Origin of the sequence: Vibrio sp. UCD-FRSSP16_30 (assembly GCF_001676025.1) — a bacterium.
In the GTDB taxonomy this organism is placed as follows: Bacteria; Pseudomonadota; Gammaproteobacteria; order Enterobacterales; family Vibrionaceae; genus Vibrio.
Genome location: NZ_LZFW01000035.1, coordinates 128636 through 143654 on the forward strand (window position 1 = coordinate 128636; position 15019 = coordinate 143654).

The window sequence follows — 15019 nt, forward strand, 5'->3', positions numbered from 1 at the left end:
CTTTCGCATTAAGAAAATCAATAGAAAATATTCATTGTTCGATGACTAAAAAAGAGTGTAAATTGAGTCTTAGGACTTTACGCTCACCAAAATTGAGCAATCACGTTTAACAACACTGGAGGTTATCCACGATGTCAGTTGAAAATGTATTATCGCTGATCCAAGAAAACGAAGTTAAGTTTGTAGACCTACGCTTCACAGATACTAAAGGTAAAGAGCAACATATCTCTATTCCTTCGCACCAAGTTGACGCTGACTTCTTCGAAGAAGGTAAAATGTTCGACGGTTCATCTGTTGCAGGTTGGAAGGGCATTAACGAATCTGACATGGTAATGATGCCAGATCCAGCAAGTGCTGTTCTTGACCCGTTTACTGAAGATTCAACTCTGAACATTCGTTGTGATATTCTTGAGCCAGCTACGCTACAAGGTTACGATCGTGACCCTCGCTCTATTGCTAAACGTTCTGAAGAGTACTTGCGCTCTACTGGTATTGCTGACACCGTATTAATCGGTCCAGAACCAGAATTCTTCCTATTCGATGATGTTAAATTTAACACTGACATGTCAGGTTCTTTCTACAAGATTGATGACATTGAAGCTTCTTGGAACTCAGGTTCTGAGATTGAAGGCGGTAACAAAGGTCACCGTCCTGGCGTTAAAGGCGGTTACTTCCCAGTAGCTCCTGTTGATTCATCTCAAGACATCCGTTCTGCTATGTGTTTAATCATGGAAGAAATGGGTCTAGTAGTTGAAGCGCATCACCACGAAGTTGCTACTGCTGGTCAAAACGAGATTGCTACTCGCTTTAACACGCTAACAACTAAAGCTGATGAAACTCAAATTTATAAGTATGTTGTTCATAACGTAGCTCACGCTTACGGTAAAACAGCAACTTTCATGCCTAAACCACTTGTTGGCGATAACGGTTCTGGTATGCACGTTCACCAATCTCTAGCAAAAGATGGCGTAAACCTATTTGCTGGTGATAAATATGGCGGCCTTTCTGACCTAGCGATTTACTACATCGGTGGTATCATCAAACACGCACGTGCAATCAACGCATTTGCTAACCCAGCAACTAACTCTTACAAGCGTCTAGTTCCTGGTTTTGAAGCTCCTGTTATGCTTGCATACTCTGCACGTAACCGTTCTGCTTCTATCCGTATCCCAGTAGTACCAAGCCCTAAAGCACGTCGTATCGAGCTTCGTTTTGGTGACCCAGCGGCAAACCCATACCTTGCATACTCTGCAATGCTAATGGCTGGCCTTGACGGAATTAAGAACAAGATCCACCCTGGCGAAGCTATGGATAAAGATCTATACGACCTTCCTGCAGAAGAAGCAGCTGAAATCCCAACAGTTGCAGCTTCACTACAGGAAGCTCTAGAAGCTCTTGATGGAGACCGTGAGTTCCTAACAGCCGGTGGCGTATTCTCTGATGATTTCATTGATTCTTATATCACTCTGAAATCTCAAGATGTTGAGAAAATCAACATGACAACTCACCCACTTGAGTTTGAACTTTACTACTCTGTTTAATCTTTAATTTAAACATTGAAAGGGCCTACCATTGGTAGGCCTTTTTTTTACCCAAATTTTTCACTCAATAATTAATACAAACCACCCATCTCAATCGAAATAACATTAATAAACGGCAAGCTTTTTGCATCATTAAACATAAGCAACAATAACCTTAAGCTGTAGCTTTTATTGCACCAAATATGTGCAATAATTTATATGGACTAACCCAGTGCACCAAAAAGGACTTTCTGTGAGTAAAGCATTAGCTGAAACCGTCTTAGAGCAACTTGTTACAGCCACCTTGCTATTGGACGAATCATTAACAGTTTGCTATTTAAACCCATCAGCTGAACAGCTGTTCGGGCAAAGCAAAAGCCGTTGCATTCATCAGCACTTGCCAGAAATGGTTGATCACTCTTCAATCGACTTTTCCGTATTTGAGCAGCCTCTGATTTCAGGGCAAAGCATCACCGACAGTGGTGTTACTTTTGTTATTGACGGAAAACCACTTCTATTAGAACTCACTATTAGCCCGGTCTCTTGGGAAAAGAAATTAATGCTACTTGTGGAATTAAGACAGGTAGATCAGCAAAGAAGACTGAACCAAGAGCTCAACCAGCATGCTCAGCAACAAGCAGCAAAACTACTAGTACGAAGCCTTGCTCATGAAATAAAAAACCCACTTGGTGGTTTACGCGGCGCGGCGCAATTACTCGAAAAAATGCTGCCGTCAGAATCACTGCGTGAATACACTCAAATCATCATAGAGCAGGCTGATCGATTAAGAAATTTGGTTGACCGCTTACTGGGTCCACAAAGGTTAGGCACCAAAAAGCCTGAAAATGTTCACGTAATATTAGAAAAGGTACGTCAGCTGGTCGCACTGGAAGTAGGCGATAATGTTCGTATTCAACGAGACTACGACCCTAGCCTTCCTGATATCGAAATGGATTGCGAACAAATCGAACAAGCATTACTTAATATCGTCAGTAATGCGGCGCAAATTCTACAAGGTAATAGTGATGCTTTAATCACTTTAACCACTCGTACAGAACATCAGGTCAATATCCATGGCGAGCGCGTTAAGCTCGCGGCAAAAATTGAAATCGTAGATAACGGCCCCGGTATCAAGCCTGAGCTACTCGATACATTATTCTATCCCATGGTCAGTGGGCGTGAAGGAGGAACCGGACTCGGACTCTCTATTTCGCAAAACCTCGTAGACCAACACCATGGAAAAATTGACGTAGACAGTTGGCCCGGAAAAACAACATTCACCGTGTATCTACCCATTTTAGATTATTAGAAACAGCGCTAGGAGACATAACAATGAGTAAAGGCTATGTATGGGTCGTTGATGACGACAGTTCTATACGCTGGGTTCTAGAGAAAACACTCTCAAGCGCAAATATTAAGTGTGAAACTTTTGCCGATGCTGAGAGTGTACTCTTAGCATTAGAGCGCGAGGTTCCCGACGTCATCATATCGGATATCCGTATGCCCGGTATGGACGGGCTGGAATTGCTCAAGCAGATTCAAAAAGCGGATCCTGTCTTACCGGTCATTATTATGACGGCACACTCCGATCTTGATGCGGCAGTCAATGCTTACCAAGAAGGGGCATTTGAATACCTTCCTAAGCCCTTTGATATTGATGAGGCGCTGGCTTTATCGGTACGTGCTATTACGCATAGCCATGAACAGAAACAAAGCAACAACCCTGCTCATATTAGCCGAGATGAAACACCAGAAATTATCGGTGAAGCGCCTGCGATGCAGGAAGTGTTTCGAGCTATTGGACGCCTTTCTCGATCGTCTATTTCGGTACTTATTAATGGTGAGTCAGGGACAGGTAAGGAGCTAGTTGCTCACGCTCTGCATAAACATAGCCCTCGTAGTAAAAACCCTTTTATCGCACTTAATATGGCGGCAATTCCAAAAGATCTCATTGAATCAGAGCTGTTTGGTCACGAAAAAGGGGCTTTCACAGGCGCGAATAGTGTTCGCCAAGGCCGCTTTGAACAAGCTAACGGTGGCACGCTGTTTCTTGATGAGATCGGTGATATGCCGTTGGATATCCAAACTCGATTATTGCGTGTCTTAGCCGACGGTCAGTTTTATCGTGTCGGTGGACACTCAGCGATTAAAGTGGATGTACGTATTATTGCGGCAACTCACCAAAACTTAGAATCATTGGTTAAGGACGGCGGTTTTCGAGAAGATCTGTTTCATCGCTTAAATGTCATTCGAGTGCACATTCCCTCGCTACGAGAGCGCAAGCAAGACATCGAAAAGCTTGCGCAGCACTTCCTTAATCTCGCCGCAGAAGAACTCACTGTAGAAGTCAAAACACTGTCGAAGGAAGCCATCGAAATTCTGACGCGATTAAGCTGGCCCGGAAACGTAAGACAACTGGAGAATACTTGTCGCTGGTTAACCGTAATGGCAAGCGGCAGTGAAATATTACCATCGGATTTACCACAAGAGTTGGTTGAAGAGCGCAGTATTTCCTTCACTAGTGATAATTCAGATTGGCAGGAGTTATTAGATAAGTGGGCGAGAACGGCTTTGGCGTCTGGTGAAACGGAAATACTCTCCCACGCATTGCCAGAATTTGAGCGCATCTTATTGAAAGCGGCTCTTAACCACACCAATGGACATAAACAAGATGCGGCGCGAGTACTGGGATGGGGAAGAAACACCCTGACTCGGAAGCTAAAAGAACTCAGCCTGACTTAATTTGGTGCGGTAATATCCCCCGAAAATAACAACAAAAAAGTGGTCGCAATATGCAGACCACTTTTTTTATTTTCGGTTAAATAACGCGTGAAAATTGTTGCTGGCGAGCCTTAGCTCTAAAGTACTTATCAAAACACATACAGATATTTCGAATCAATAAACGACCACGTAAATTTACTGAGATATCCGAATCAGTCACTTCAACCAGTTCATCATTAATGAAGGTCTGTAGAAGCTGTAAATCTTCAGCAAAATACTCATTGAAAGTCAGACCAAACTGCTGCTCTATCTCACCCTTATTAAGAGTAAAGTTACAAATCAGCTGTTTAATCACTTCGCGACGAATCAAATCATCACTATCAAGAGACACGCCCTTCCATAGTGCATAGCGTTTTTCTTCCATCTGCGCGTAATACAGTTTTAGCTCTTTTTGATTCTGCGCATAAGTATCTCCAACCATAGAGATAGCCGACACACCAAAACCAATCAAATCACAATCACCCTGAGTGGTGTAACCTTGAAAATTACGATGCAACTCACCATTACGCTGAGCAACCGCTAATTCATCTTCAGGCAATGCAAAGTGATCCATACCAATAAACTGATACCCTTCAGAGGTCAGTGTCTCGATAGTTTGTTGCAAAATAGCCATACGCTCAGAGGCCACTGGCAAATCTTCATCTCTGATCTTACGCTGCGCGGCAAACAATTGAGGCATGTGCGCATAGTTAAACACAGATAGACGTCCAGGACGCATTGTCAGAACCTGACGCATTGTTTCGGCAAATGAAGCGGCCGTTTGTAACGGAAGACCATAAATAAGGTCTAGGTTAGTTGAACGGAAACCCAACGTTTTCGCTCGATCAACCATAGCAAAAATGAACTCTTCATCTTGCTCACGGTTTACTACCTTTTGTACTTCTTTATTAAAATCTTGAACCCCAATGCTCAAGCGATTAAAGCCACTCTCACGCAGATGATCGAGCATATCTAGTTCAATCTCACGCGGGTCAACTTCTATGCTAATTTCTGCACTGTCATTGAAGTTAAATTCGTCATAAATCACCGTCATTAAGCGAGTGATTTGTGGTTTGGTCAGAAAAGTAGGTGTGCCACCACCAAAGTGCAGTTGATTTACTTTACGATCGGTAAGTAAAGCTGCGCGCTGGCGAATCTCAAACTCTAAAACATCAAGGTACTCATCCGCTTTATGCTGATGACGAGTAATCACCTTATTACAGCCACAGTAATAGCAAAGCTTATGGCAGAATGGGATATGGATATAAAGAGATAATGGACGTTCAGGATACTGCATATACGCAATGTCTAACTCTGCAACGGTAAATGCTTCATGGAATTCCACAGCCGTTGGGTAAGAGGTATAACGTGGTCCAGAATAATTGTATTTATCTAATACACTCTGATCCCAGATAATTTGTTGACTAGACATGTCTATATCCTGAGTACTACTAATTAAGGGTGGGTATTTTGCCACATCTATCGATAGACAATGATGATAGCCAGCAAATATCGAGAAAAACCCTGCATATTTTCTAGCTAAATCACATCAATGCTACCAATTAGATGTTGCGCATTTGAATGGATATTTGGTTATTTAGAGGAGCAACCTGACTTTGAAGATCTTTTAACTCTTCAATAATTGCATCATTTAAGCGATTCTCTGCTTTATGGCGAGCTAAGTTCTGTTTCATTCGATCTTGCTTGGCTAGTTTCTGACGCTCTTCGCCTCGCTCCATACCCTTAACAATCTCAAATAACTCACTTAATGCTGGATGACGAGAAGCAACGTCAATTCGTTGCTCCCCTTGAACGTAATCCAGAATATTACAAAGACGAATACTCAGCTCTGAAAGGTCACATTGCCCCTGTATACCGGCAAGGCATAAGGTATCAACGCTTTCAAAAATCTTGGCATTACGCTTTTCAATTGCTAAAGCTTGATGCTGCTGAATGAGTTGCTTTTGCTTTTTGAGTTTATTAAGTAAATAAACCGCATAGCTCCCCAACCCAAGGATGATGATAGCTCCAATTAAAGCCAGCACAGCCATATCCATTGCCTTTAGTCCCTAAAGTCGCCTAAATCTAGGTCTTCAAATGATGCAAGTAGCTCGTCTTCCGTTTTAGCTTTCTTGCTGTTACGTTCTGCTTTTGGCGCTTCTACAACCGCTTCTGGCTCTTCTTCTGGTTCAAGTAAACCCAGTTGATTCATCAGTGCTTCAATGCGATCCAATTTTTGGTCAACATAAGACTGTAGACCTACACCTAGAGAGTCACCGTTTTCGATACGCTCAAGTAACACATTTAGTTGTGCATCATTCTCTAGTGCATCCAACTCTTGCTCAGCAGTCAATTTACGCTGCTGCTTAGTCGGCTTCACTTTCGCCTCTATAATAAGCGGAATTTTTTTCTTAGAGCCAATACGAGGATCACGTTGACCGCGTCCAAGAATATCTTTTGACTCATTGCCAGCCGAGTGGCGGTTACCAGCTTTCTGACCTTTACGCTTTTTCACTTTCTTGCGTTCACGTCCCTCAACATCTGACTCAGAGCGGTTACGGGTTACAATTAGATCTACATCGCCGGTTGAACCTGCTTTTCTCGATTTTTTATGTCGACTCATGGCTCGACTTCCTCAATAAAATTACGTCGTTTTCAATAAACTCTAGTTCTAGCTTGTCTCTGTCAGCTAAAAACTCAAAAGTGCTTCTGCTAAAAAATACCACATGGGTATGGTCGTTCTTATAATGCCAAGTAGAAAAGGCATCGACATCATGTACCATTTTTGTCATCAAGCCTAACCAACCACCGGGTTTCAGCAAGTTAATCCACTGATTCCAAACAGTATCTGGTGTATACAAATGCTCTATTACCTCAGTTGCGGTAACAAAATCATATTGCTTATTTAATACACTGGTATCTGGATAGTAGTAGAGATCGTATAAGTCTACATTGTGACCCGCTTCCTGCATCATCAAAGATAATGTAGGGCCTGGACCACAACCAAAGTCTAATCCCTGCTTTTGCTGACCGACTCTCTCAATAAGAGGCTTCTGTACACGAGATAAAAATCGACGATATCCAGCATCGGATGGGTCATTATCATGCAGATCGTAGTGGGCCTTTTCTTGGCTTGAATCTAATCTCTGATTGGGATCAACAAACACCAGCTGACAACGCTGGCACTGATGATACTGCCTACGCTTGTCTTCCCAATAAAATTGAATGTCATCGTGATGACAAAGTGGACAATCAAACATTCAAGACGCCTATTTAGCTTAAGAGGCGCAACTTAACAAAATATGAAGAAAGAGTGTAGAAAAAATCTGCAATTTAGCGGTTTTTTTCTGTTTATTAGGCAATAACGAATAAAACAAAGAGGGCTAAATTCTCTACATTGGAATCTATAGGCAATAAAAAAGCGATAGGTTGCCCTATCGCTCTCTAAATTCCATTTGTTATTAGTGCTTTCCGTGCCAGTATTTTGTTATTCATCATCCTGATGATTTTTATTATCCGTGGCAAAATATCCATTTGCAGAGGCTCATTCAAGCCATTCCTATTCGGGTTCTCACATGAGAAAACAAACCATCCAATGTTATCCCAAGATCGCCAAAGGCGATGGATTCCTTCTACTCATCCTGAGTAAGATTAAATCGTCAATCATCATATCCTTCAACAGCGACTACTTTACTCTTGATAGAAAAATGTGCAATTACTAAACAACCCGGCTGATCACACTTTAAACAAAACCACTATATTGTATTATTATTCAATTAGTTAACGGGATATTCAATATACAAGGATAAAAAATCACACTCTGATTAAACTGTCTGTTTTATAACTAATTAAGCATGAATAAAATCAAAACCATATGCATAAAAGGCTCAAAAAATGAGCCTTTATAAAGTACATAAATTAGTGAAGACCACCGACATATTTCGCTAATACGTCCATTTCTTCTTCTGTTAGCTTCTTGGCTACATCGTGCATCATGCCATTGAGGTCATTATCTCTATCCATAGAGGCAAACTTCTGTAATTGCGACTTAATGTAATCGGCGTGCTGTCCAGAAATTTTAGGGAAACCTGACAAGCTAGTACCGTTACCTCGTGGTCCATGACAAGCAACACAAGCGGTAACTCCGCGCTCTGCGTTCCCTGCTAGATACAACTCTTGGCCTTGCTCAATAACATTTTCTGGTGTGGTATTTTCTGACGTTGGTATAGAGGCATAATAAGCAGCCAAATCAGCCATATCTTGTTCAGATAAAGGAATAGCCATCGCACTCATCGCAGGATCATAACGACCTTGCTTACCACCACTGGTTGCGCCTAATTTAAAATCTTTAAGCTGCTTGATCATATAGCCTTCATGTTGGCCAGCCAGTTTTGGGTAAATAGCCACTAGACTATTGCCGTCTGTACCATGACAAGCGACACAAGTTGTTGATTTTGTTTTGCCTGCTTCAATACTACCTGCAGCCAATACAGAGCAGCTAGCAAAAAGAGTTGCGATTAGAACTAATTTCTTCATGACATTCCATTATAATAGTTGAGCTTCCAAGGCGAAGTTTTGCTCAGTATTTATCTACTAGATTGAATAAAAGTACCCGAAAAGTTGAACAAGCCATAGGTGCCGCCTTTTGTCGTGCTAGAATAGGCGTACTAATGCCGAACACGGTTATTTTACACAAATTCACAAAAAAGTAATCAGTCGACTACACAAAGTCGCGATGGAGTTAACAGTGAGCGCAAAAATTCATTACCAAAATACTCATTTTATAACCAGTGCCCCAGATATTCGCCACCTACCAGAAGATGAAGGTATCGAAATTGCATTCGCTGGTCGTTCTAATGCGGGAAAATCTAGTGCGCTCAATCGCCTAACGAACCAACGTTCACTAGCAAAAACCAGTAAAACCCCAGGCCGTACTCAGCTTATTAACTTATTTAAAGTTGATGAAAACTGTCATATCGTCGATTTACCAGGGTATGGCTTTGCTCAAGTTCCTATCGAACTTAAAAAGAAATGGCAAAAAAGCTTGGGTGAATACCTGCAAAAGCGTCAATGCCTAAAAGGTCTTGTGGTATTGATGGATATTCGTCATCCAATGAAAGATCTTGATCAGCAGATGATATTTTGGGCGGTAGACTCAGGTATTCCGGTGCAAGTGCTATTAACAAAAGCAGATAAACTGAAAAGTGGTGCTCGTAAAGCGGCACTGCTTAAAGTTCAAAACGATGCTATTGGTTTTGGTGGTGATGTGAATGTTGAAGCATTCTCTTCATTGAAAGGATTTGGCGTTGATCAACTTCGCGCCCGTCTAGACACTTGGTTCGCACCTGCTTTTGAGCAAGTAATAGAAGAAGAAAACAATAGCGATGCTCCAGAGCAAGAATAACGCTTAAATTTACTCAGTAATATCGAACGCGGCCTATTGGTCGCGTTTTTTGTTTGTAAGTTACATACAAACCTTAACAAGTCTTCAAATACCGCCCATACGCTACATATCAATCGAATTCATCCCATACATGGCTCAGTAGCACATGAATAACTGAACAAGCTTACAGACTGGGAATAAGCCTATACAGGCTAGTTTAATGTATAGAATGGAAAGCTAATATACTAATATATAAAGAGGAATATTTTCTTTTAGGCAATAAAAAACGCCTCAGCCAAATAACGGCTGAGGCGTATGAATTTATATAAATTCTAATAACGTGAAACAAAAGGTCTGAAAGATGGAACATCTTACCTCTGTACCCTACACAGATAAATTTACCCGATCTGAGAGCAAAAGCAAACACTTTTTGTAGTTTTTTTTCAAAAAAGACACCACCACTTAACAGAGCTATGTTGTGCGTTTAACACTAAAATAAATATTGGTTAAGTGATCGGCATCTCAGTAATGTTGCAATTATACTTCAATAACGCGTTAGTGCGCTTGATCCCAGTTGTCACCGTGCCCTGCATCAGCCACTAGCGGTACTGCCAATTCTGCAGCGGCTTCCATCAATTTCTGTATGTTACTTTCAATTTCTTGTAATACATCTTCACGAACCTCAAATACCAATTCATCGTGTACTTGCATTAACATACGAACTTTAGGCTCACCCTCTTGGCTTTCAATCCATTCATCAACTAATAACATCGCTTTCTTGATGATATCCGCCGCAGTACCCTGCATTGGCGCATTGATTGCAGCACGTTCAGCGGCCTTTCGACGCATACCATTGCTAGCGTTGATCTCAGGCAGATGTAAACGACGTCCAAACAAGGTTTCAACATAGCCTTGCTCTGTTGCTTGGCTACGAGTCTCTTCCATGTACTGCATAACACCCGGGTAACGCTCGAAGTACGTATCCATATAATGCTGAGCTTCACCACGAGGGATACCCAATTGCTTAGCTAAGCCAAATGCACTCATGCCATAAATCAAACCAAAGTTAACGGCTTTGGCTCGGCGACGTTGCTCGCTTGATACTTCATTAATATCAACACCAATGATTTCTGCGGCCGTAGCAGCGTGAATATCTTTACCAGTTCTAAATGCTTCCAGTAACGCTTTATCAGCCGATAGGTGCGCCATAATACGCAGTTCGATTTGAGAGTAATCGACCGCTAATATTTTCCAACCATGTGGCGCGACAAATGCCTGACGGATGCGACGACCTTCTTCATTACGAATTGGGATATTCTGCAAGTTAGGATCGGTTGAAGATAAACGACCTGTCGCCGTCACGCCTTGATGATAAGAAGTATGCACTCGCCCAGTAGTGGGGTTGATCATCTTAGGTAGCTTATCGGTATAGGTAGATTTGAGTTTAGCCAGCCCACGATGCTCAAGAATAAGCTTAGGTAGTGGGTAGTCTAGTGCCAACTCTTGCAGCACTTCCTCGTTGGTTGAAGCAGCACCTGATGGGGTTTTCTTAATAACCGGCAGCCCCATTTCCTCAAACAAGATGGCTTGTAGCTGCTTTGGCGAGCTAAGGTTAAACTCTTTGCCTGCCAGCTCAAATGCTTTAATTTGCAGCTCATCAAGACGCTGTGCAATTTCTTGGGATTGAGTGCCTAATAACATGTCATCAATTAAGACACCGCGACGTTCGATACGAGAAAGAACAGGAACTAAAGGCATTTCAATATCAAGGTAAACAGAGTTGATCTGTTCATTCTCTTTTAAAAGTCCATTGATATGATTGTGTAAACGCAGGGTAACATCAGCATCTTCTGCCGCGTATGGCGATGCTTCAGCAAGATCGATCTGATTGAACGTTAGCTGCTTTTTACCCTTACCCGCGATTTGCTCAAAAGAGATGCATGGGTGCTGTAAGAATCTCAGCGCTAAACTATCCATGTCATGTTTGCCACCTACGCTATTGTAAACGTATGAAGCAAGCATGGTATCAAACGCGATACCTTGCATTTCAATATCGTATCGTGCCAATACCGACATATCATATTTTAAGTTTTGACCCACTTTTGCTTGTTGTGGATCTTCAAGTAGAGGCTTAAGTTGCTCTAACACCCAATCGCGATCAAGCTGTGCCGGTGCATCTAAATAATCATGAGCGACAGGTACATACGCGGCTTCACCTTCCGCTGTGGCAAAAGATAAGCCGACTAAATTAGCCACCATGTAATCCAAGCTGTCTGTTTCAGTATCAAAAGCAAAAACCTCAGCTTTAGTGAGCTTTTCTAACCAAGTATTGAAGCTTTGTTCATCTAGAATTGTTTGGTACTGACTGCGATCTATGGTGATTGCTTTTGTCGCAACAGATGATGAGACTGCACTGTTAGCGCCCTTGCTACTAGCACCCTTAGAACCAGCACTTATTGTACGGCCTGATTTCTCATCAGCCTCAACAATACCCGTGCCACCTTCAAGTAACTCATTAAGCCAAGATTTGAATGCCATTTGACCATAGTAAGAAATTAACAGATCTTTATCTGGCGTCGATTTAACGAGGTCTTCTAGGCCGACTTCTAATTCAACATCCAGTTTTATGGTCGCAAGCTGATAAGAAAGGTAAGCCGAGTCTTTATGTTCGACGAGCTTCTTCGCCATCGTTTTAGAACCGCGAAAACCTAGAGCGGCAATATCATCAAGCTTGCCATAAATATCATCAAGCCCACCAAGGCCCTGCAAAAGTGCAGTCGCAGTCTTGTCACCAACACCAGGTACACCGGGAATGTTATCAACCTTATCGCCCATTAATGCGAGGTAATCAATAATAAGCTCAGGTGGAATACCAAACTTTTCAATCACCCCTTCTCTGTCTGAAACAACATTGGTCATGGTATTGATTAAAGTCACATGCTCATCAACTAGCTGAGCCATATCTTTATCACCGGTGCTGATCAGCACTGGCATACCTTGTTTTGAGGCAGCTGCGGATAATGTACCAATAACATCATCGGCTTCAACACCAGACACTGAAATTAGAGGTAAACCCATTGCCTTAATCATATTATGCAATGGTTCTATTTGGCTTCTAAGATCATCCGGCATCGGTGGACGATTGGCCTTATATTCCGGATACATGTCATCTCTGAATGTTTTACCTTTTGCATCAAAAATGACAGCAATACGGTCACTAGAAAACTGACGCATCATGCTTCTCAGCATATTCATAACGCCATAAACTGCGTTTGTTGGATGCTCGCCATTGCTCATAGTGCCCGGATAAGCATGAAATGCTCGATATAGGTATGAAGAGCCATCGATTAATATCAGTGGATTTTCAGGAATAGTTGCCATGTATTGGTGTCCAGCTTATTAAGAAGTGGGATAACTTAGGTATAGGATGCCACGAGTCACCTCGCTTATCTAGATAGCCTTTATTTACACCAACAAATATTACTTAACACAAAGCTTCAGACTGTGGATAAGTTTGTGTGCAAATTATTTTCTGGATAAAAAAGCCTGTAGATAAAAATCAAAATCACACATTAAAGCCATTTAAAATCAACAGCTTAATATAGATCTAATATTATACAGAAAGATCCTTGCGTGATCGGGGCGTGTGGACAAAGATTTTCAGTGGAAAATAACTACGCTAATAGTTGCGCAACAAATACTACGCACAGAGTCGCTTAATTTTCAGACAGCATCGACTTTTTGAAATAAAGCCTGTTATTCATTGGATTAGAATAGGATTCACATTTCTCTATCCAATATCCATTTCTCAGTAGCAGTCGTAACATTGCAGGAAAACAGTTGCGAGATTTAACCGTCAACCAAGAGTAACCTTCATTAATGACCCAGTTTTGCTGTTCATTAAGTAGTAATTGCGCCACTCCCTTGCCGCGAGCCGCACAATTTACGCCCCCGAGCCAACTATAAAACGTATCATTATCTTGTTGATAACCAATTTTAAAACCAAGCACACAGTCATGCTCTTGTGCAACTAGCACTAGATGTTTTTTATCGGCTAAACGCCTCCGAAAAGAGTCAACGCTTTCTGGCTTGGCAAACTCAGAAATAGAATCCATGACAGCGAGTGCTTCTGATAGCGAACCTTGACGAACAATAACTGACATCGCACTTCCTTTAGCGCCGATTATACCAATCGCAGTAAATATCCGATCAGTCTAGCGAGTTAAAAAATAAAAAGCCCTCAAAAGTGAGGGCCTGCATCGTATCGATTATTTCGTTTACTTATCTTCGGCTAACCACTGCGCAACGTCTTTTGCAAAGTAAGTCAAAATGCCGTCAGCGCCTGCACGTTTAAAGCACAATAGCGACTCTAAAACTGTTTCTCTTTCTTTTAGCCAGCCATTTTGAATAGCGGCTTTATGCATCGCATATTCACCAGAAACTTGGTAAGCAAAAGTAGGTACTTGTAGTTCTGTTTTAACGCGACGTACAACGTCTAGATACGGCATACCAGGTTTCACCATCACCATGTCTGCACCTTCAGCAATATCGAGTGCAACTTCGTGTAGTGCTTCATCACTATTGGCCGGATCCATCTGATAGTTTTTCTTATCCGCGCCTTTTAAGTTACTCGCCGAACCGACCGCATCACGAAATGGTCCATAGTAATTTGAAGCATATTTTGCCGAGTACGCCATGATTTGAGTGTGGATGAAGCCAGCTTTTTCTAGTGCTTCACGTATTTTACCAATACGTCCATCCATCATATCTGACGGTGCAATCACATCGGCTCCCGCTTCAGCATGAGACAAAGCCTGTTTAACCAGTACCGAAGTGGTTTGGTCATTAATGACATAACCTTCGTCATCAATAATGCCGTCCTGACCATGAGTGGTATAAGGGTCCAGAGCAACATCAGTAATGACGCCCATTTGTGGCACATGTTCTTTTAACAGGCGAACCGCTCTTTGCACCAAGCCTTCAGGGTTGTATGCTTCTGTTGCGCAGATACTTTTTGCATCCTGATTTACCACTGGAAATAGAGCAATTGCAGGTACACCAAGATTGGCTAACCTTTCCGCTTCTTCTAACATCAGATCAATAGAAAGACGCTCAACACCCGGCATTGATTCAACGGATTCACGACGGTTTTTCCCCATCAAAATGAACATTGGATAAATCAAATCATCTACCGTGATTTTGTTTTCAGCCATCAATCGACGACTAAAATCATGCTTACGCATACGGCGCATTCTACGCGCAGGAAATGGACTCTGAATAAGTGTGGACACGGTTCGCTCCTTGTGTAAATCAATCAAAAAATTATACCACTAAGCTCAATGTATAAATGGCGCAA

The 15019-nt window shown here is 42.0% G+C and carries 12 protein-coding genes; 4 read left to right on the forward strand and 8 right to left on the reverse strand.

What is annotated here, in order from left to right; translation table 11 throughout:
* Positions 1–131 precede the first annotated feature (131 nt).
* The 3 genes from glnA (at position 132) to glnG (ending at position 4262) form a co-directional block, all read left to right on the forward strand.
* Positions 132–1541: a glutamate--ammonia ligase gene (gene glnA / locus A9260_RS12135; RefSeq protein WP_068699329.1), complete on the forward strand. Its 1410-nt coding sequence runs from the start codon at positions 132–134 to the stop codon at positions 1539–1541.
* A gap of 232 nt (positions 1542–1773) precedes the next feature.
* Positions 1774–2829: a nitrogen regulation protein NR(II) gene (gene glnL / locus A9260_RS12140; protein WP_068699331.1), complete on the forward strand. Its 1056-nt coding sequence runs from the start codon at positions 1774–1776 to the stop codon at positions 2827–2829.
* Between the two features lie 23 nt (positions 2830–2852).
* Complete coding sequence (gene glnG / locus A9260_RS12145; RefSeq protein WP_068699334.1) at positions 2853–4262, forward strand: nitrogen regulation protein NR(I); 1410 nt, start codon at positions 2853–2855, stop codon at positions 4260–4262.
* A 76-nt stretch (positions 4263–4338) separates the two neighbouring features.
* Here the strand turns inward: glnG and hemN are convergent, their stop codons facing one another.
* The 5 genes from hemN to A9260_RS12170 form a co-directional block, all read right to left on the reverse strand.
* Entirely contained in the window at positions 4339–5712 is a 1374-nt protein-coding gene (gene hemN / locus A9260_RS12150) for an oxygen-independent coproporphyrinogen III oxidase (RefSeq protein ID WP_068699336.1), read from the reverse strand.
* A gap of 130 nt (positions 5713–5842) precedes the next feature.
* On the reverse strand, positions 5843–6337 hold the full coding sequence (locus A9260_RS12155) for a DUF2489 domain-containing protein (RefSeq protein ID WP_068699338.1): 495 nt from the start codon (positions 6335–6337) through the stop codon (positions 5843–5845).
* 5 nt (positions 6338–6342) lie between these two features.
* Entirely contained in the window at positions 6343–6903 is a 561-nt protein-coding gene (gene yihI / locus A9260_RS12160) for a Der GTPase-activating protein YihI (protein WP_068699340.1), read from the reverse strand.
* Positions 6890–7540: a class I SAM-dependent methyltransferase gene (locus tag A9260_RS12165; RefSeq protein WP_068699342.1), complete on the reverse strand. Its 651-nt coding sequence runs from the start codon at positions 7538–7540 to the stop codon at positions 6890–6892. Before A9260_RS12165 ends, yihI begins: the two co-directional genes overlap by 14 nt.
* A 658-nt stretch (positions 7541–8198) precedes the next feature.
* Positions 8199–8816 (reverse strand): c-type cytochrome, encoded by a 618-nt coding sequence (locus A9260_RS12170; protein ID WP_068699345.1) that lies wholly within the window; start codon positions 8814–8816, stop codon positions 8199–8201.
* 211 nt (positions 8817–9027) lie between these two features.
* Here A9260_RS12170 and yihA point away from each other — a divergent pair, with 211 nt between their 5' ends.
* On the forward strand, positions 9028–9684 hold the full coding sequence (yihA, locus tag A9260_RS12175; protein WP_068699348.1) for a ribosome biogenesis GTP-binding protein YihA/YsxC: 657 nt from the start codon (positions 9028–9030) through the stop codon (positions 9682–9684).
* A gap of 534 nt (positions 9685–10218) precedes the next feature.
* On the opposite strand, the gene polA is transcribed toward yihA, so the two are convergent.
* The 3 genes from polA to hemB all read right to left on the reverse strand — a co-directional run bounded on the left by polA (position 10219) and on the right by hemB (position 14954).
* Positions 10219–13044 carry a DNA polymerase I gene (gene polA, locus A9260_RS12180; RefSeq protein WP_068699350.1) on the reverse strand — a complete coding sequence of 942 codons (2826 nt, stop codon included), beginning with the start codon at positions 13042–13044 and terminating at the stop codon, positions 10219–10221.
* Between the two features lie 335 nt (positions 13045–13379).
* Positions 13380–13826, reverse strand: coding sequence for a GNAT family N-acetyltransferase (locus A9260_RS12185; protein ID WP_068699352.1), 447 nt, complete (start codon positions 13824–13826; stop codon positions 13380–13382).
* A 114-nt stretch (positions 13827–13940) separates the two neighbouring features.
* The gene (gene hemB, locus A9260_RS12190) at positions 13941–14954 is read right to left on the reverse strand and encodes a porphobilinogen synthase (RefSeq protein ID WP_068699354.1); all 1014 of its coding nucleotides are present in this window, start codon (positions 14952–14954) and stop codon (positions 13941–13943) included.
* Positions 14955–15019: the final 65 nt, after the last annotated feature.